The organism is Thauera sp. WH-2, assembly GCF_048321015.1.
Taxonomy (GTDB): Bacteria; Pseudomonadota; Gammaproteobacteria; order Burkholderiales; family Rhodocyclaceae; genus Thauera.
Genome location: NZ_JBLWFG010000004.1, coordinates 61,339 through 80,283 on the forward strand (window position 1 = coordinate 61,339; position 18,945 = coordinate 80,283).

Here is an 18,945-nt window from a genome sequence, read left to right on the forward strand (position 1 = left end):
CGTTAACGTAATTCGTGAACCGAGATCAAAGTTTTTGTCCTTTCACGTCGTTCCGCACGAGCATGCACAGAACGATACACCCCATTGCGGCCAGGCGGCCGCCTCGCCAGCCTCACACGTCATGGCCTCTGAACGCCCCTGAACGCCTGCCACCGTTCGCACGAACCGCCCCTCCCCACCGCAGTCCCCCATCTGCCCACCCGGCTGCCGGTATACTTCGGACCTGCGCCGCGCCCGGCCACCGCTAGAACCCCCGAGAGGAAGCCCGATGAGCACCCACCCCAGCCTGATCGCACGCTATGGCAAGGACGAGGCACCGGCACTGGCCCGGCTGAATCCCTTCGTCGAGCAACTGCTGTCGCACCGCTCGGTGCGCGCCTATCTGGCCACTCCCGTCAGCGACGATGCGCTCGCCACGATCATCGCGGCCGCACAATCGGCGGCCAGCTCCTCAAACCTCAATCTCTGGAGCGTGGTAGCGGTACGCGACCCCGCCAGGCGCGGACGACTGTCCGAGCTGGTCGGCAACCAGGCGCATGTGCGCGAGGCCCCGCTGCAGTTGGTGTGGCTGGCCGACCTCGCCCGCCTGCGCCAGATTGCCCGCACGCTCGAACGTCCGTCCGAGGGGCTGGATTACACCGAGATGTTCGTCACCGCGGTCATAGACGCCGCACTTGCCGCACAGAATGCGGCCGCCGCCGCAGAATCCATCGGCCTGGGCACCGTCTACATCGGCGGCATGCGCAACCAGCCCGAGGCGGTCGCCGAATTGCTCGGCCTTCCGCCCGAAACCTTCGCCGTATTCGGCATGTGCGTCGGCCACCCCGATCCAGCGCACCCTGCCGCAGTAAAGCCCCGCCCTCCGCAGCACGTGGTGCTGCATCACGAGCGGTACAGCAATGACGCACAGCAGACAGGCCTCGACGCCTACGACCGCAACATGGCGGACTTCTATGCCGAGCAGCAGATGAACGTGCGCGGCACCTGGCGCCTGCACTCCGCGAAACGCGTGTCCGGGGCAGAAAGCCTGTCCGGCCGCGATCGCCTGGTCGAAGCCCTGCACGCGCTCGGCTTCAAGCTCAAGTAACCCCCCCGCCCGACGCGAGGAAGCTCCCCATGCGCAAGCGCGACAACACGCTCACCACCGATCAGAAGGCCCTCGCGGTCAACCTCGACAAGTACAAATATGGCTCGATCGTCGAGATCGGCGCCGGCCAGGAAGTCGCGCGCCGCTTCTTCCAGGTCGGCGCGGCCGCGGGCACGGTCGCCAAGACGATGTCCGCCTACGACATGGCGGTCAGCGACGACATCTACGGTCATGTGGACCGTTACGTGAGTCGCGCCCGCCTGCTGCAGATGCTTGACAAGGAGTTCAGCCAGGTGGTCAAGCGGCTCGCGCACGTTCGGCCGAAGAACACCACCTTCTTCGCCTACGCCGCGACGGTGACCGCCCGCAGCTTCAAGCAGAAGAACGAATGCCACGGCTGGGTCGGTATCCGCCTGCAGCTCCACCCGGGCGCGGAACCCAGCGACGTGGTCATGCACGTCCGCATGCTCGACAACGACAATGCCCTGCAGTCCGAGGCGCTCGGCATCCTGGGCGTGAACCTCATCCACGGCGCATTCTTCCATCATGACCAGCCCGAGTGGGTCGTCGAGGGCCTTGCCGACGGGCTGGGCTCGGAGCGGATCGAGGTCGACCTGATCCATTTTTCCGGCCCCTACTTCGAGGAAGTGGAAAATCGCCTGATGAACCTGCACCTGATCCGCAGCTGGCTCACACGCGCGGTGGTGTTCAACCCGCAGGGCGACGTGGTGGTGCCGGGCGAGCTCCTCTACCGCAAGCCGGTGATGGTGATGCGGGGCAGCTTCAAGCCGGTCACCCTGGTCAATGTCGACATGATGGCCGCCGGCCTGCGTCAGTTCAGCCAGCTCGCCGCGGTGGACGAGAACGAGATCGTCTCCCTCGCCGAGATCACCATGAACTCCCTGATCAGCGGCGACAACGTGGACGGGGCCGACTTCCTCGCCCGCATCGACCTGCTCGCCTCGCAGGGCTACACGGTGATGATCTCCGACTACGTGCGCTTCTTCCGCCTGCGCGCCTACCTGCGCCGCTATACGCAGAAGCCGATCGGTATCGTGCTGTCGGTGCGCGACTTCGCCTTCCTGTTCGACGAGAAGTACTACGAGGGTCTGGAAGGCGGCATCCTCGAGGCCTTCGGCAAGCTCTTCCCGGACAACACCCACGTGTATGTCTATCCTTCGCGCCCGCGCGGCACCGACGCCGCTGCGACGATCACGCTCGGCAACGTCCAGGTCCCGGACAACCTGCGTCACCTGCTCGCCCACCTGAAGGAAAACGACAAGCTGGTGGCGGTACGGCCGCTCGACGAGGAACACCTGTACATCGACATCGCCGACGTCCTCGCAAGACTGCGGCGCGGACGCGGCGACTGGGAGAGCGAGGTACCCGAGACGGTTGCGCAGCGCATCATCGAATCGCGCCTGCTCGGTTACGACAGTGAATGAGCCTGTCTGCACATCGTCCGCAATCCTGGACCCTGCCTTGCGCAGGGTCTTCTTTTGAACTTCGGGAGGCGGTATGGTCTGCTCTGATATGGCAGCGCAGCAATTCCGTCTGAGCGCTGCGTAAGAACCACCGACATCACCGGCCAGCTCCGCCCTCGAAGCGGCGCGTGAAGGCACGGCCCGGAGCCGCTCCCATGAGTTCAGAAACACCACCGTACGACACGCTCCAGCGCCCGCACGCACGCGCTCCCGCAGACGTACTCGCCGCACTCGGCAGCGGTGCGCAGGGCCTGGACAGCGACGAGGTCGTCCGCCGCCTGGCCGCAGTGGGTCCCAACCGCCTGCCTGAAGCGTCAAAGGAGAGCGTGCTCAAGCGCTTCTTCAAGCACTTCAACGACGTGCTGATCTACGTGCTGCTGGGCGCCGCCGCGATCACCGCCACGCTCGGCCACTGGATCGACACGGGCGTCATTCTCGGCGTGGTCGTCATCAACGCCATCATCGGTTTCATCCAGGAGGGCAAGGCCGAAGAGGCGCTCGAAGGCATCCGCAAGATGCTGTCCCTGCGCGCGGACGTCTGCCGCGACGCGCAGTGGAGCAGCATCGACGCCGACGGGCTGGTGCCCGGCGACATCGTGCGCCTGCGCTCGGGCGCGCGCGTGCCGGCCGACCTGCGGCTGGTCGAGGCCACCAACCTGCGCATCGAGGAATCCGCGCTCACCGGCGAATCGGTCCCCGCCGACAAGACCACCGAGGCGGTCGCCGCCGACGCAGGCGTGGGCGACCGCCTCGGCATGGCCTACTCCGGCACCCTGGTCGCTGCCGGGCGCGGCGTGGGCGTGGTGGTGGCCACCGGCACCGACACCGAGCTCGGCCGCATCAACCGCATGATCGCCGAGGTCGAGACCCTGCAGACTCCGCTCACGCGGCAGATGGCGCAGTTCAGCAAGCTGCTGTCGGTGGTCATCGTTGCGTTGGCGGTGCTGATGCTCGCGATCGGCGTGTTCCTGCACGATCAGCCGCTCGCCGAAGTCTTCCTCGCTGCGATCGGCTTTGCCGTGGCGGCCATCCCCGAGGGTCTGCCGGCGATCCTCACCATCACGCTTGCGCTCGGCGTGCAGCGCATGGCCCATCGCAACGCGATCACCCGCAAGCTCACCGCCGTCGAAACACTGGGCTCGGTCACCGTCATCTGCTCGGACAAGACCGGTACGCTGACCAGGAACGAGATGACCGCGCGGCACGTGGTCACACGGGGCGGTTTGTTCGATGTCAGCGGCACCGGCTACCGGCCCGAGGGCGAGATCACCCTGGGGGGCGAGTCCGCCAACCTGGAGCACCATGGTCATCTGCACGCGGTGATCGAGGTCGCCGCAGTCGCCAACGACACCCACATCGCCGAAGAGGATGGGCAATGGCGCGTGACGGGCGAGCCCACGGAGGGCGCGCTGCGCACCCTCGCCGAGAAGGCCGGTTTCGATGCCGCCGCGCACACTCGCCATGCCAGCATCCCCTTCGAGTCGGCCAACAAGTTCATGGCCACGCTCAATACCGGTCCCTGCGGCCGACGCCGCATCCTGCTCAAGGGTGCGCCCGACCGCCTGCTCGACCGCTGTCATCATGAACTCGGCGCTGACGGCGCACAGGCGCCGCTCGACCGCGGATTCTGGGAAGCGCAGATCGAGACCCTGAGCGCTGAAGGTCTGCGCGTGCTGGCCGCCGCGTCGCGCGAGGTCCAGAAAAGCAAGGACGAGCTCCACCTCGAGGATCTGCACGAAGACATGGTCTTCCTCGGCCTCATCGGCATCATCGACCCGCCGCGCCCCGAGGCGATCGAGGCCATCCGCTCCTGCCACGAGGCCGGCATTCGCGTGAAGATGATCACCGGCGACCACGCCGGCACCGCGCGCGCGATCGGCATCGAGATGGGTCTGGGCTCCGCCGACGCACTCAAGGTGGTCTCCGGCGCCGAGATCGAGGCCGCCAGCGACGACGAACTGCAACAGATCGCCCAGGACTGCGACATCTTTGCCCGCACCAGCCCCGAGCACAAGCTGCGCCTGGTCAAGGCCCTGCAAGCACGCGGCGAGGTGGTGGCGATGACCGGCGACGGCGTCAACGATGCCCCCGCGCTCAAGCGCGCCGACGTCGGCGTGGCCATGGGCATCAAGGGTACCGAGGCCACCAAGGAGGCGGCCGAGATCGTGCTCGCCGACGACAACTTCTCCACCATCGAGCGTGCGGTCGAGGAGGGCCGCACGATCTACGACAATCTGAGAAAGGCCATTCTCTTCATCCTCCCCACCAATGGTGCCCAGGGCTTCGTCATGCTGGCCGCGGTGGTGCTCGGCCTCACCCTGCCGCTCACCCCGGTGCAGATCCTGTGGGTGAACATGGTGGTGGCGGTCACGCTGGCGCTGGCGCTCGCCTTCGAGCCAGCCGAGCCGGGCGTCATGCAGCGCCCGCCGCGCAAGCCCGGCGCGCCGATCATGGACCGACTCATGCTCATGCGGGTGGCGTTCGTCTCGCTGCTGATCGGCGGCGCCACCATCCTGTCCTTCGAGTATTCGCTCGTCCAGGGCATGGAACTGCACGCGGCGCGCACGATGGCGGTCAACACCCTGGTGGTGGCGCAAGCCTGGTACCTCTTCAACAGCCGCTTCCTCACCGCTTCCAGCCTCGCGCCCTCGCGCATGTTCACCAATCCGGGCGCGATCGTCTCGGTCGGACTGCTCGGCGTGCTTCAGCTCGGCTTCGTCTATCTGCCCTTTATGAACACCTGGTTCGGTACCACCCCGCTGCCGATCGAGGCCTGGGGCCCGCCGATGGTGATCGGCGTGCTGGTGTTCCTGATCATCGAGGGCGAGAAGGCGGTGCTGCGCGTACGCCGGCGCAATGTCGTTCGCGCTGAGTACGGCGGATGAACCAGGATCCGCTGCTCGTTCTCACCATCCTCACCGCCACCATAGGCATGTTCCTGTGGGGGCGCTGGCGCCACGACATGGTAGCCACCGGCGCGCTGTTGGCGTGCGTGCTCGGGGGGCTGGTCGCGCCCGCCGAAGCCTTCGCGGGATTCGCCCATCCCGCGGTGATCACCGTGGCCTGCGTGCTGGTACTCTCACGCGGCCTGCAGATCTCGGGCGCGGTCGATGCGCTCACTACCGCGCTCCTGCCGGCCAAGGCCGGCATCCTGCTCAGTCTCGCCGCGCTCGTCGGCCTGGGGGCGCTGCTCTCGGGCTTCATGAACAACGTCGGCGCGATGGCCTTGCTCATGCCGGTCGCAATGCAGCTCGCCGCCCGACTCGAACTGCCCCCCGGCAGAGTGCTGATGCCGCTGGCCTTCGGCACCATCCTCGGCGGTATGACGACCATGATCGGCACCCCGCCCAACCTGATCGTGTCGGGCTTTCGCGCGCAGACGGGCGCGGGCAGCTTCGGCATGTTCGACTTCACGCCGATCGGCTTGGCCATCGCGGTCATCGGCACGGTTTTCATCGTGCTGCTCGGCTGGCGCCTCGTGCCCGCGCGCGAGAAGGCGAGCACCGAGGGCTTCGAGACCGGCGCCTATGTCACCGAGGTTCGCGTCGTGCCCGACAGCAAGGCCGCCGGCCTGTTCCTGCGCGAGATCGAATCCCGGCTCGACGAGGCCGGCGCGCAGATCATCGGCCTGGTGCGCAACGAGGTGCGCATGACCGCCCCCCAGTCGAGTCGCAAGGTGCTGGCGGGCGACATCCTGGTGATCGAGGCCGACATCGAGGCCCTGCCCGAGGTGCTGTCCACGCTCGGGCTGCAGCTCGAGGAGGCAGGCTCGTCGAGCGAGGAGGAGACGAACACGCACGAGAAGACGGCACGCGCGCAGCCTGCGCAGGACCCCACCAGCAGCCGGGACGAGAAGCAGGCTCGCCGGAAGAATGGAGGCGACGCACGCGGCCGCGACGCAGCCGGCAGCGTGGACGACGAAAAGCAGCGCGCTGAAGGCCGCAAGGACGAAGCCGCCGAGGAGGACAAGGACAGCGTCCGGTCCGCGGCCGACGCAGAGGTCATGCTGATGGAACTGGTCGTGCGCCCTGAGGCCAGCCTGATCGGCCGCTCGGCGCGCGACCTGTCGCTGCGCACCCGCTACGGCCTGAACCTGCTCGCCGTGTCGCGCAACGGCAAGCGCTCGAAGTCGCGCCTACGCACGCTGAAGATTCAGGCCGGCGACCTGCTGCTGATGCAGGGCCCCCTTGAGGCGCTCACCGAGTTCGCGGCGGATTCGGGCTGCGTGCCGCTGGCAGAGCGCGAACTGCGCATCCCCGACCGGCGCAAGGCATGGACCGCCGGCGCGATCATGCTGTGTGCCGTCGGCGCCGCCGCGCTGGGCCTGCTGCCTGCGGCGATCTCCTTCGCACTCGGCGTACTTGCCTCGATGGCGCTGCGCACCCTCCCGCTGCGCTCGGTGTACGAGAGCATCGACTGGCCGGTCATCGTACTGCTGGCGGCGCTGATCCCGGTCGCTCAGGCGATGGAGACGACCGGCACAGCCGACCTGATCGCGCACGCCCTGCTCGATGGCGTGGCGCAGGGCAACACCATCGTCGCTCTCAGCCTGGTGCTCATCGTCACCATGTTCCTGTCCGATCTGATGAACAACGCCGCCACCGCAGCGGTCATGTGCCCGATCGCAATCGGCACCGCGACGGCGCTCGGGGTCAGCGCGGACGCCTTCCTGATGGCGGTCGCGATCGGCGCCTCGTGCGCCTTCCTGACCCCGATCGGCCACCAGAACAACACCTTGATCCTCGGCCCCGGCGGTTTCCGCTTCGGCGACTACTGGCGGCTCGGTCTGCCGCTGGAACTTCTCGTGGTGGGCGTCTCCGTCCCGCTGCTTCTCCTCGTCTGGCCGCTCTGAGGCACACTCCTTCGCATGAACGCGACCTCCGCCGAAAGCCCCCCGCCCGCGAAGCCACCCCTCTGGCAGATCGTTCCCACCGCCGACTACGAGCGCCCCACCGACTCCCAGCCCGCCACGCTACAGCGCCGCTGGCGCGCGCTCGGGCGCCTGCTGCTCGGCGACGACAAGGGCGAGGCCGCCCCCGCACGGGCGGAGGCGGATCTGCGCGCGCTGCCACAGCTGCGCCTCGCCAACCTCGTCCCCCCGATTGACTGGGCGCCCGCCGCGCGCGCGCTCGGCGCGCCGGACGAGGACACACACGCACCGGTCCGACTCTTCATCGGCCAACCGTACTGCGACCACGCCGCGACCCTCGCGCACTGGGCGTGCACGCATGACGCGGTCGTGCTCACGCCGCCCGACAGCGCACAGATCCTCGCTGCCGATCAACGCTGGCTGGACGATCTTGCACCCGCCAAGGGCCACCCCTGGGTGCTGCCCGAGCTCGAGCGCTGCTTCCTGCGCCACGCCAGCGGGCTGGAGCTGCTACGCGGCTTTCTGGCCCGCGCCCTGTCGGGCGCCCTGGGCCCCGGCCTGATCGGCTGCGACAGCTGGGCGCTGGCCTTCATCGAGCGCATCTGGCCGCTGCCCGGCACCCCACGGCTGACGCTGCAGGCCTTCGACGGCCCTGCGCTCACCCGCTACCTGATGCAGGCAAATCGCGGCCACGTCCGCTTCCTGAGCGCGCGCAGCGGCAAACCCCTGCTGCCCGAGCGCCCAGCCGACGGCAAGGCGGACGCCACCGCGGCAGAGGAAAGCACCTGCCCCGAGTTGCGCCAGCTCGCCGCCCACTGCCGCGGCAACCCCGGCCTTGCCTGGCACTACTGGCGCCAGCGTCTGCGCGCCGCGCCCGAGCACCAGCCTCAGGAACAGGCAGAGGAAGCCCCTCACGACCCGCCAGCCGGCGCGGACCGCGAGCGCCTTGCCGCCGCCGACGAGGTCGTCTGGGTCGCGCCCGGCATCGAAACACCCACGCTCCCCGCCGAATCCGGCGAGGACGTGGCCTTCCTGCTCCATGCCTTGCTGCTCCACCGTGGCCTCGATGCCGAAGCCCTCGGCGCCCTGCTGCCCATCCCCGACGCACGCATGCACTCGCACCTGCTGCGGCTGCGGGCGCTCACGCTGCTCGAACACGACGGTGCACGCTGGCAGGTGGCGCCGCTCGCCTACCCCACGGTGCGCGAATTCCTACGCAGTCGCAGCTACCTGACCGACGGTTTCTGAACATGCCAGAAGACAACCCGAACCTCGCACGACTCTTCAACACGCTCGACCACGGCGACTGGATCGAACTCGCCGTCATCGTCTTCGTCGCCATCACGCTCATCCGCAGCGCCCAGCGCGCCCTGCCCTGGCTCGCAAACCGCCTGCACGGCCGCCCGCGCCATTACCTGCTCGCCTCGGTTCCGCTGCTGCGCCTGGTGCTGATCGTCATCGCGCTGGCGCTGATCCTGCCAATCCTGATCGAGCCTTCGATACAGAACATGGTGGCCTTGCTCGGTGCGGCCGGCCTGGCAATCGGATTCGCGCTCAAGGACTACGTCAGCAGCCTGATCGCCGGGGTGGTGTCCGCGTTCGAGCAACCTTACCGGCCAGGTGACTGGGTGGAGCTCGATGGCCACTACGGCGAGGTCGTGCACGTGGGCATGCGCACCGTCAGCCTGGTCACCGCGGACGACGACACCATCACCGTGCCGCACCTCAAGCTGTGGTCCTCGGCGGTGCGCAACGCCAACAACGGCAGCCCGGTGCTGCAGTGCTCGGCGGTGTTCCATGTGCACCCCGAGCACGACGCGCGGCGCGCCCGCGCCGTGCTTGAGGACGTCGCACTCACCAGCCCCTATCTCTACTTCGACGCCCCAGTCGGCGTACTCACCGAGGAAACGGAATGGGGCACGCAATACCGCATCCGCGCCTACCCGGTCGACCCGCGCCAGCAGTTCCGCTTTATCTCCGACCTCACCGTGCGCGGACGCGAGGCGCTATCGCGTATCGGTGCAAGACCGCGACTCACACCCCAGGCGCTTCGGGGAGACGGCCGCCGAATCTGACCGGGCGGGGTGCTCGCTGCGGAGGTTCACGGCTGCGGGGAAGGTGCATTCGTGCAATGGATCGCGCTTGATCCAGATCCATCTCGGCCATAATTGCTAAAATTGGTTTTTAATGCGTTACTCAAGCTTTTCGCAAGAATTCATCCAATGCCGAACCTCACCCGACTGCTCCGCCAGATCACGCTGGTCCTGATGGCACTGCTCACGCAAAGCGCCTTCGCCCAAGGCACGCCTCTGCGCATCTTTCACGTCATGAGCTTCGATTCACCGTGGCGCTGGACGGATGGTCAGTACGCGGGTTTCAAGGAGGGGCTCGGGGACGTGAACGCGGAGTACCGCGTCTTCCAGATGGACATCAAGCGCTACGCCTCCGCCGAGCAGAAGGCTGAACGCGGACGGCTGGCGCGCGAAATGATCGAAACCTGGAAGCCGGATCTGGTCTATCTGTCGGACGACGCGGCCATCGAGCACGTAGCGGCGCACTACGCCGGCAGCACGACACCCTTCGTTTTCAGCGGCGCCAACAAGACGCTCGAAGACTCAGGCGACGTCGGCCAGTTGTCCGGCAATCTCGGCGAATTGCGCCTGCAGGTCGAGGAATGCATCGACGACCTGCGGATCGAAATGCTGCCCACGCCCCTCGACGATGATGCGGGTGACCTCCTCGGGATTCATCGGCGCCTTGTATATACGCGTCGGCTCATGAGCGCATCGAACACGTCCGCCAGCGCCATCAGGCGCGCCGAAACGGGGATTTCCTCCCCGGCCACGCCTGCCGGATAGCCGCTTCCGTCCCACTTTTCGTGGTGCCCCAGGGAGATCTCGCGCGCAACGTCGAGAAAATCGAACGCGCCCTAGACCTGCTCGGGAGAGGGCAGGCCATTTCCGGCCAGCGCCTGCTCCATCGCCCGGCTGATCGCATCGGCCCCGATCTGCGGATGGGTCTTCATGATCTCGAACTCCTCCGGGGTGAGGCGGCCGGGTTTGAGCAGGATCGCATCCGGAATGCCGACCTTGCCGATATCGTGCAGTGGCGCGGCTTTCACGACCAGCGCGAGTCTATCGCCGGCCAGTGCTTCACGATAGCCGTCGCGATCGGCCAGATGACGGGCAAGAAGCTCGACGTACGCTTGCGTGCGCAGGATGTGATTGCCCGTCTCGGAGTCGCGCGCCTCGGCCAGGCTCGCCAGCGCACGGACACTGAGGTCCTGTATGAGCACGTTCTCCCGCATCCTGCGCTCCACCTCGCGCTCCAGCCATTCGTTCTGGGTCGAGAGGCGATCACGCGCCTGCTTGAGTTCGAGCTGGGTCCGCACCCGGGCCAGCACCACCGGCGGACTGAAGGGCTTGGTGATGTAATCTACCGCCCCGAGCGCCAGCCCCTGCTCCTCGTTCTCGGCGGAATCCATCGCCGTGATGAAGATCACCGGGATGCCACGCGTCGCAGCATCGGCCCGCAGCCTGCGCAAGACCTCGTAGCCGTCCATGCCCGGCATCATCACGTCGAGCAGGATCAGGTCCGGTCGGGGCGCCATAGAAGCCGCACGCAATGCACGCTCACCGGAGTTCGCTGCACGCACGCGATAGTGCCCTTGCAGCAACTCCCCAAGCACCGAAAGGTTTTACACCATGTCATCCACGATCAGGATCGTGCCGGGGGCAGAAGTCAGAGGTGTATTCATCGGATCACGAGAGAAGGGCGTAAGGCCGTGCGGGACAGCGCCTCAGTGGCCCGCGCCATCCGGCCGAAGCGCCGGAATACCGCAAAGCTCCAGAGGATTACAGCAGATACCGCCATCCGCTTATTTACTGTTTAGAACTTTTCTGGCGAATATAGCAAGTCTTTCTGATTTCAACCGTTTCATGTCACCGCGCATGTGAGGGAAGTCGCACTCCTCCGCGCATTACACCCCGTTCCTGGTGGATGGGGAGGACTCTCTTCCCTCTCTCTCCCTCGGAGGCGCCTGGACGCTGATCGGTTCGAGCACTGCCCTGCCGCCGCTGCGAAAGGTATGCTCGTCGACATGAGCGACGAACTTGAACCTGACGTTCCCCACCGCAGCGTGCGTAGCGCTGATGCGGAGATGCGACCGCTCACCCTGAGCGAGCAGATCGTGGAGGCGCTTGCCGCAGGCCGCAACAAGCGCGTACGCAAGCTGCTGCACCGCATGCATCCGGCCAAGATCGCTGCGCTGCTCGAACGCCTGTCGCCCGTTCAGCGCATCTCGCTCTGGCAGCAGATCGGCGGCACGGTCGAACAGCGCGTGCTCGGCCACCTGAGCACCGAGCTTCGCCCAACGCTGATGCACGAGTCGCGCGAGGACAGCGAAGCCGACGCTGCGCCTGCGCCGCCCTCGCCGCAGGGCGAGGCACCGGAGGACGCGAAGAGCGAGTTGCAGGACGTGCGCGAAGCGCTTGAAGCCGGCAAGCTCAAGCGCGTCGGCAAGCTGCTGCACCGCATGCATCCGGCCAAGGTCGCCGGCCTGCTCGAAGCCCTGCCGCCGGCCGAGCGCAGCCAGGCCTGGAGCATGGTCGAGACCGAACGCGCCGGCCGTGTGCTCAGCTTCCTGCACGACGAGATCAGCACCGCGCTCGCCCAGGAGCTCGACCTCGACGACCTGATCGCTGCAGTACACCCGCTCGAGCTCGACGACCTCGTCGACCTCATCCAGACCCTGCCCACCGAGCTCGGCAGCCGCCTGGTGCTCTCCACCACCGGCGCGCGCCGCGAACAGCTCGAGTCGATGCTGTCCTACCCCGAGGAGTCCGCCGGCGGCCTGATGAACGCCGACGCCATCGAGGTGCGCGCCGACGTCAAGGCCGGCACGGTGCTGCGCTACCTGCGCCTGCTCGAGACGCTGCCGCCGCAGACCGACATGTTGATGGTGGTCGACCGCAAGGGCCACTACCAGGGCGCGCTACGCCTGTCGGCGCTGGTCACGGCCAATCTCGATACGCGGGTCGAAGATCTGATGCAGACGGAAATCGCCGGCATCCAGGTGGATACCGACAGCCGCGAGGTCGCCCGCCTGTTCCAGGACCTCGACCTCATGTCGGCCCCGGTGGTCGATGGCGAAGGCCGGCTGATCGGTCGCATCACGGTCGACGACGTGGTCGACCTGATCCGCGAAGACTCCGAGCGCGCGGTGATGCAGATGGCCGGCCTCGACGACGAAGCCGACATGTTCGCCCCGGTGCTTGTGAGCGCCCGCCGGCGGGCGCTGTGGCTGGGTATCAACCTGCTTACCGCCTTCCTCGCCGCGTGGGTGATCGGCCAGTTCCAGGGCACCCTCGAGCAGCTCGTCGCGCTTGCCGTGCTGATGCCCATCGTCGCCAGCATGGGCGGCATCGCCGGCAGCCAGACGCTGACCCTGGTGATCCGCGGCCTCGCGCTCAAGCAGGTGCAGAAGGGCAACATCCGCATCCTGCTCAACCGCGAGGTCGGTGTGTCGATCCTCAACGGACTGCTTTGGGCGCTGGTGGTGGCGGCGCTTGCCGTGGTGTGGTTCGGCGACTGGGGCATCGGCGGCGTCATCGCCGCGGCGATCCTGCTGAACCTGCTGTGCGCCGCGCTCGCCGGGCTGGCGATCCCGCTCATCCTCGAGCGCATGGGCATCGACCCTGCGCTCGCCGGCAGCGTCATCCTCACCACCGTCACCGACGTGGTCGGCTTCTTCGCCTTCCTCGGGCTGGCAACAGTGCTGCTGCTGTGAGCGCGCGCGCCCGACCGCATGCAGGCCGTTAAACCTCTGCATTCAACCGGAGTCCCCATGAGCAAGCACAAGACAATCGACATCGCCGAATACCGCGTTCAGGGCGGCAAAAAGGTGGATCTTGCCGACTGGTCGACGCAAGCCCCCCCGTTCTACGGCTCGAAGAGCGACTACAAGGACATGCTCGAGGCCGGCACCGAGCGTCTGGCCGAGTTGCAGGAAATGCTCTACGCCCATGACCGCTACTCGCTGCTGGTGATCTTCCAGGCAATGGACGCTGCGGGCAAGGACGGCGCCATCCGCCACGTCATGTCGGGCGTCAATCCGCAGGGCTGCCAGGTGTTCAGCTTCAAGCACCCGAGCGCCACCGAACTCGACCACGACTTCCTGTGGCGCACCCACCTCGCGCTGGCCGAGCGCGGGCGCATCGGCATCTTCAACCGCTCGTACTACGAAGAGGTGCTGATCGTGCGCGTGCTGCCCGAGATCCTGCAGGGGCAGAAGCTGCCCGACGAGACCCTGGCAGCAAAGGACTTCTGGGGCGATCGCCTGCGCTCGATCGCAGACGCCGAGGCCCACCTGCACCGCAACGGCACCCGCATCGTCAAGATCTTCCTGCACCTTTCCAAGGACGAGCAGCGCGACCGCCTGATCGCGCGCATCGACGAGGAAGACAAGAACTGGAAGTTCGACGAGGGCGACATCGAGCAGCGCCAGCACTGGGACAAGTACATGGCCGCCTACGCCGACTGCCTCGCCGCCACAAGCACCGCCGACTGCCCGTGGTACGTGGTGCCCGCCGACGACAAGAAGAACGCCCGCCTGATCGTGTCGCAGATCCTGGTCGACACCCTGGCCGGGCTGGACATGCGCTACCCGGAGACCAGCGACGCACGGCGCGAAAGGCTGCGCGAGATCCGCCGCCAGCTGGAAGCGGGCGAGGTCTGATCCGGTGGGGCCTTCAGCCCTGCCGCGCCTCGCCGCTCGAGGGTGTCCGGCGGTCCTGCAGGGCGCTGAAGCCCGCCTCGTTCTGCCGCGCGGCCTCGCCACTCACCCAGCTCAGCAGCGGGCCGTCCGGGTTGTGCTGCTGAGTCTCGGCACAGGCCTCGAGGCACAACGCACACTGCGTGCAGGTGAACATGTGGCGCTTGATGCTGCGCGGCTTCAGCCGCATCGGACACGCCGCGTTGCACGCCGACTCGCGCTCGGGCAGGCAGGTGCTGCAGGCGCTCGCCCGCGAGCGGTCGAAGCCGACCACCATCGCGTCGCGGTTCTTCATCCAGATCAGGCTCTGGAACACGCCCACCGAGCACATATAGCGGCAGAACAGATGGCGCGCGAACAGGAAGTCCAGGCTCAGCACCGCGGTGATGAGAACGAGGAAGATCGTCTGGATGCGCGTGAACTCGAGCGCGAGCAGGTTGCCGTAGATCTCCGCAGGCGGCAGCACGTAGGTGAGCAGCACCACCGCCCACGAGAACGCGAGCAGCACGCCCGCCGGTGCCACCAGCAGCCACCAGCGCGGGTCGCGGCGCAGGCGGGTGCCATCGGGTCGCAACGCGGGCAGCGGCGACTTCTCCCACAGCGTGGGCTTGCCGCTCGCACGGATGAACAGCTCGTTGAGGAACTCGACGACGGAGAAATGCGGACACAGCCAGCCGCAGAACAGTCGCCCCCATTTCCACGCCACCCAAAGCACCACCGCGGCGACGCCGAACACCGGCAGGAACAGCCGCAGCAGCAGGTTGCCGCCCGCCTCCAGCGTGGTGGCGCGCTTGGCGAGGAAGTCGTCCAGCCCCAGGCGCCACTCGAAGCCGAGCAGCCAAGCATGGTCCGCCTGAAGATCGAAGCGGAACAGGTCGAACACCGGCGCGAAAACGAACAGCAGGTAGAAGCCGCCCTGGAACAGGCGGCGGCGCCACTGCAGCCGGCGCGCAGCGGGCAGCGGCGCGAGGGCGATCGGAATCACGCGACGAGGGAGATCCCCGCTCATCGGGGCGCGGCCACAAGCGCCTGCATGGCCCAGTCAAGGACCTCCGCCGCCAGACGATCGCTCGCGGCGCCAAAGGCCTGCACCACGGCCGGCACCGCAGGGCCGGACGCCGCCATGCCCAACTCGAAACTGCGGCTCGCGACGATGCGGCGGGAGCCGGTATCGACCAGGCGCGCATCGAGGCGCACCACCACCTCGGGGCGGCCGTCGCGGTACTCGCTCTGGAAGGCACGCAATTCGCTGTCGAGCTCGAAGTCGGCCTGCAGCTGCTTGTCGTCGGTACTCAGCGCGGCAACCCGGCCGTCGCTACGGAAGGCGTCGAGCAGGCGGTTGCGCAGCAGCACCGGCGCCGGGTCGCTCCAGCCCGCCCCCTTGTAAACGCTGACGCGGCTGCCCTCGGGTACGACGACGATGCGCTGCCCGGACAGATGCACGCCCGCGGCCGGGCGCGTGATGCGCAGCGACCACGGCACCGCCTGCGCGGCGGACGCGGGCACAGGAGCGGCAGACGGCAGCAGATAAACGTCGAGCGGCTCGGCCTTGGGCAGGATGGTGCAAGCCTGCAGCAGCAGCAGCGCGGCGCCGATCGCCAGCCAGCGGGCGGCCGCGCCTGGCGCGGCAGCGCGCACGCGGCTCCGGCGGCGCAGCCCCGGAGCGGATTGCGGGATTCTCATGGCGTGAACTCCTTGGTCGGTTCGAGGCCGAGCAGGTAGTCGGCGGGGCGGTCCTCGAGCTGGCGGGTGATCGCACGCAGCGAGGCGAGCGTGGTGCGCAACTCGGCCACCGCCGGTCCGATCTCGGCCAGGCCGCGCAGACCGCCGTCGAGCGATGCGCGGTTATCGGCGATCAGGCCCTCGACCGAGCCCATCGCACGCTCGAAGGCGCGCATCGCGTCGCGCGCGCTGTCCAGCGTCTGGGTACCCTGCTGCTCGACCAGACGGTTGGCGGTGCCGAGCACCCGTGTGGCTTCGGCCAGCGCGGTGCTGGCCTGTGCGCTGGCCTGGGTGACCTGCTTGAGTACCGCATTGACGTCATCGCGCTGCGCAGCCAGGGCGGCGGTGGTCTGCTCGAGGTTGTCGAGGGTGCGGCCGATGGCGGCCACGTTCTCGGCCGAGAACAGCGCGCGTGCCTGCACCAGCAACTCGTTGACGTTGGTGACTGCATCCTCGCCGTCGGCGAGCAGGCGCCCGAAGGCTGAAGGCACGGCCACGATGCGCGGCACCATGTCGTCCTCTGTGCGTAGCGGCGCGCTGCCCGGATCATCGCCGCTGGTGAGCCGGATCATCGTCAGCCCGGTGATGCCGGCCGGCACCAGCCGGGCCTCGGTGTCCGTGCGCACCGGCGCAGTGGCATCGACACGCACACGGGCAATCACGCGGCGCGCGTCGTCCGGGTCCAGGCGCAGGCTGACGACGTCCCCGATGCGGATGCCGTTGAACTCCACCGTACCCCCCTTGGACAAGCCCGATACCGCCTCCTGGAACACGATGTCGTACGTTTCGAACTGGCGGTCTGCATCGCTCTTGCCCAGCCATAGCGTGAACAACAATGCAGCGCCGACGACGAGCACGGTGAAGAGGCCGATCAGCACGTGATGGGCGCGGGTTTCCATGTCAGTGGTTCTCCGTTGCAGCGGGTGCGGTCTGCGCGGCGGCCACCGCAGTGGCTGCGGCGCGGCCGCGCGGGCCGTGGAAGTAATCGCGGATCCAGGCGTCGTCGGTGTCAGCGACTTCGTCCAGGCCGGCATTGACCAGCACCTTCTTCTGCGCGAGCACGGCGACGCGGTCGGTGATGGTATAGATGGTGTCGAGGTCGTGGGTGACAATGAACACCGTGAGCCCGAGCGCGTCGCGCAGGGTCAGGATGAGCTGATCGAAGGCCGCCGCGCCGATCGGATCGAGACCGGCGGTGGGCTCGTCGAGGAAGAGGATGTCGGGATCGAGTGCGAGCGCGCGCGCCAGCGCCGCACGCTTGACCATGCCGCCCGACAGGTCCGATGGAAACTTGTCGCCAGCGATCGCCGGCAGCCCGGCGAGCGCAATCTTGAGCGCTGCCAACGCCGCTGCCTCGCGCTTCGACAGGCCGGCATGCTCGATCAGCGGTAGCGCCACGTTCTCGGCCACGGTCAGGGAAGAAAACAGCGCCCCCTTCTGAAACAGCACGCCGAAGCGCCGCTCCACCGCCTTGCGGCGGGCGTCGGGCAGGCCCAGCAGATCCTCGCCGAACACCTTCACCTGGCCCGCACGCGGCCGGTTGAGGCCGACGATGGTGCGCAGCAGCACCGACTTTCCGGTGCCCGACCCACCCACCACGCTGAGGATCTCGCCACGGCGCACATCGAGGTCGAGTTGGTCGTGCACCACCTGGGCGCCGAACTGGTTGCGCACGCCGCGCACCTCGATGACGTTGTCGCGCCGATCGGATGCGGCACTCACCCGCCCCGCCGTCACCACCCCATCTCCATGCAGAACAGTGCGGCGATCGCATCGACCACGATCACCACGAAGATCGACTGCACCACCGCGGAGGTCGTGTGCTCGCCCACCGACTGCGCGCTGCCCTGCACGCGGAAGCCCTCCAGGCAGCCGATCACCGCGATCAGGAACGCGAACACCGGCGCCTTGGCCATGCCCACCCAGAAATGGATGAGGCCGACGTTGTCCTCGATGCGCGAAAGGAACAGCACCGGCGAGATGTCCAGCGTCGTCGCCGACACCAGCATGCCGCCGATGATGCCCGAGACCATCGCCACGAAGGTGAGGATGGGGAGCGCGATCAGCAGCGCATAGACGCGCGGCAGCACCAGCAACTCGACCGGGTCGAGGCCGAGCACGCGGATCGCGTCGATCTCCTCGTTCGCCCGCATCGAGCCGATCTGCGCGGTGAAGGAGCTCGCCGTGCGGCCGGCGACGATGATCGCGGCCAGCAGCACGCCAAACTCGCGCAGAAAGGAATAGGCCACCAGGTCGACGGTGAAGATGCTGGCGCCGAAGCTGGCGAGCACGGTCGCCCCGAGGAAGGCGACCACCGCACCGACCAGAAAGGTCAGCAGGGCAATGATCGGCACCGCATCCAGCCCGGTGCGCTCGAGGTTGGCGACCAGCGCCGTCATGCGCCAGCGCCGCGGCTGCACGGCCACACGCAGCACGGTCGCAAGGATGAGACCAATGAAGCCGGTGAGCCCGGTGAGGTGCCGCCAGAACACCCCCATGGTCTGGCCGATGTGGGCCAGCACGTCGCCGAGCGCATACCCCCCCTCAGCCGCGGTCGCCTCCGCGCTGCCTTGCATCGCCTCGGCAACGGCCCGCAGCAGGGCACGCCGCTCGCGCGGCAAGGGCGACGCATCCTCAAGCAAGCGCGCGATGTGCGCGGCACCGAGCAACCCGCACAACAGCCGCGCCCCCGCCGTGTCGAGCGCCTCCAGGCTACCCGGGTCCACCTCCAGCGCACCACCGGCCGCCATGGCGTCCACGCGCCCCCGCAACGCTGCAATGCAGCGCTCCAGGCGGGCGTGATGCGCCAGGGTCCACTGCCCGCGCAGGCGCAGCACGGCCGCGTAGCCCTCCTCATGGAGTTCGGCATCGCCAGGCGCATTCTCAGGCCGGGAAACGGTGGATGGTGCGGAGAATGTCGACATGCAACGTGATTCGTGAGACAAGGCTGGCATGGTACATCAGCGCTCGTGCCGCGCCCCGTGCCCAGTTCCCCGTGCCCGCCCGATCC

At 67.8% G+C, this 18,945-nt stretch carries 15 protein-coding genes; 8 read left to right on the forward strand and 7 right to left on the reverse strand.

From position 1 onward, the window contains the following. Positions 1 to 268: 268 nt before the first annotated feature. The 6 genes from ACNKW1_RS08465 to ACNKW1_RS08490 all read left to right on the forward strand — a co-directional run bounded on the left by ACNKW1_RS08465 (position 269) and on the right by ACNKW1_RS08490 (position 9,516). Positions 269 to 1,087 (forward strand): NADPH-dependent oxidoreductase, encoded by an 819-nt coding sequence (locus tag ACNKW1_RS08465; protein ID WP_418364148.1) that lies wholly within the window; start codon positions 269 to 271, stop codon positions 1,085 to 1,087. 29 nt (positions 1,088 to 1,116) lie between these two features. Then, positions 1,117 to 2,532: a TonB-dependent receptor gene (locus ACNKW1_RS08470; RefSeq protein ID WP_418364149.1), complete on the forward strand. Its 1,416-nt coding sequence runs from the start codon at positions 1,117 to 1,119 to the stop codon at positions 2,530 to 2,532. Positions 2,533 to 2,726: 194 nt separating this feature from the next. Next, positions 2,727 to 5,456: a cation-transporting P-type ATPase gene (locus tag ACNKW1_RS08475; protein ID WP_418364150.1), complete on the forward strand. Its 2,730-nt coding sequence runs from the start codon at positions 2,727 to 2,729 to the stop codon at positions 5,454 to 5,456. Continuing rightward, complete coding sequence (locus ACNKW1_RS08480; protein ID WP_418364151.1) at positions 5,453 to 7,423, forward strand: SLC13 family permease; 1,971 nt, start codon at positions 5,453 to 5,455, stop codon at positions 7,421 to 7,423. Before ACNKW1_RS08475 ends, ACNKW1_RS08480 begins: the two co-directional genes overlap by 4 nt. Before the next feature lie 15 nt (positions 7,424 to 7,438). Then, positions 7,439 to 8,689, forward strand: coding sequence for a hypothetical protein (locus ACNKW1_RS08485; protein WP_418364152.1), 1,251 nt, complete (start codon positions 7,439 to 7,441; stop codon positions 8,687 to 8,689). A 2-nt stretch (positions 8,690 to 8,691) separates the two neighbouring features. After that, entirely contained in the window at positions 8,692 to 9,516 is an 825-nt protein-coding gene (locus ACNKW1_RS08490) for a mechanosensitive ion channel family protein (protein ID WP_418364153.1), read from the forward strand. A gap of 671 nt (positions 9,517 to 10,187) precedes the next feature. Here ACNKW1_RS08490 and ACNKW1_RS08495 read toward each other — a convergent pair. Both ACNKW1_RS08495 and ACNKW1_RS08500 read right to left on the reverse strand, forming a co-directional pair. Next, the gene (locus ACNKW1_RS08495; RefSeq protein WP_418364365.1) at positions 10,188 to 10,337 is read right to left on the reverse strand and encodes an HD-GYP domain-containing protein; all 150 of its coding nucleotides are present in this window, start codon (positions 10,335 to 10,337) and stop codon (positions 10,188 to 10,190) included. A 33-nt stretch (positions 10,338 to 10,370) separates the two neighbouring features. Next, positions 10,371 to 11,129, reverse strand: coding sequence for a response regulator (locus ACNKW1_RS08500; RefSeq protein WP_418364154.1), 759 nt, complete (start codon positions 11,127 to 11,129; stop codon positions 10,371 to 10,373). A gap of 411 nt (positions 11,130 to 11,540) precedes the next feature. Here ACNKW1_RS08500 and mgtE point away from each other — a divergent pair, with 411 nt between their 5' ends. Together mgtE and ACNKW1_RS08510 are read left to right on the forward strand one after the other, a co-directional pair. Continuing rightward, a complete protein-coding gene (gene mgtE / locus ACNKW1_RS08505; RefSeq protein WP_418364155.1) occupies positions 11,541 to 13,229 on the forward strand; it encodes a magnesium transporter in 1,689 nt (562 codons plus the stop codon). Between the two features lie 57 nt (positions 13,230 to 13,286). Further along, a complete protein-coding gene (locus tag ACNKW1_RS08510; RefSeq protein WP_418364156.1) occupies positions 13,287 to 14,177 on the forward strand; it encodes an ADP-polyphosphate phosphotransferase in 891 nt (296 codons plus the stop codon). A 13-nt stretch (positions 14,178 to 14,190) separates the two neighbouring features. Here the strand turns inward: ACNKW1_RS08510 and ACNKW1_RS08515 are convergent, their stop codons facing one another. The 5 genes from ACNKW1_RS08515 to ACNKW1_RS08535 are packed head-to-tail and all read right to left on the reverse strand — an operon-like array spanning position 14,191 to position 18,859. Then, a complete protein-coding gene (locus ACNKW1_RS08515; protein ID WP_418364157.1) occupies positions 14,191 to 15,222 on the reverse strand; it encodes a 4Fe-4S binding protein in 1,032 nt (343 codons plus the stop codon). Next, on the reverse strand, positions 15,219 to 15,896 hold the full coding sequence (locus ACNKW1_RS08520) for an ABC-type transport auxiliary lipoprotein family protein (RefSeq protein ID WP_418364158.1): 678 nt from the start codon (positions 15,894 to 15,896) through the stop codon (positions 15,219 to 15,221). Before ACNKW1_RS08520 ends, ACNKW1_RS08515 begins: the two co-directional genes overlap by 4 nt. After that, positions 15,893 to 16,834, reverse strand: a complete 942-nt coding sequence (locus ACNKW1_RS08525) for an MlaD family protein (RefSeq protein ID WP_418364159.1) — start codon at positions 16,832 to 16,834, stop codon at positions 15,893 to 15,895. Before ACNKW1_RS08525 ends, ACNKW1_RS08520 begins: the two co-directional genes overlap by 4 nt. 1 nt (position 16,835) lies before the next feature. Further along, on the reverse strand, positions 16,836 to 17,672 hold the full coding sequence (locus ACNKW1_RS08530) for an ABC transporter ATP-binding protein (protein WP_418364366.1): 837 nt from the start codon (positions 17,670 to 17,672) through the stop codon (positions 16,836 to 16,838). After that, positions 17,669 to 18,859 carry an MlaE family ABC transporter permease gene (locus ACNKW1_RS08535; RefSeq protein WP_418364160.1) on the reverse strand — a complete coding sequence of 397 codons (1,191 nt, stop codon included), beginning with the start codon at positions 18,857 to 18,859 and terminating at the stop codon, positions 17,669 to 17,671. The genes ACNKW1_RS08530 and ACNKW1_RS08535 overlap by 4 nt, the downstream gene beginning before the upstream one ends. Positions 18,860 to 18,945 lie beyond the last annotated feature (86 nt).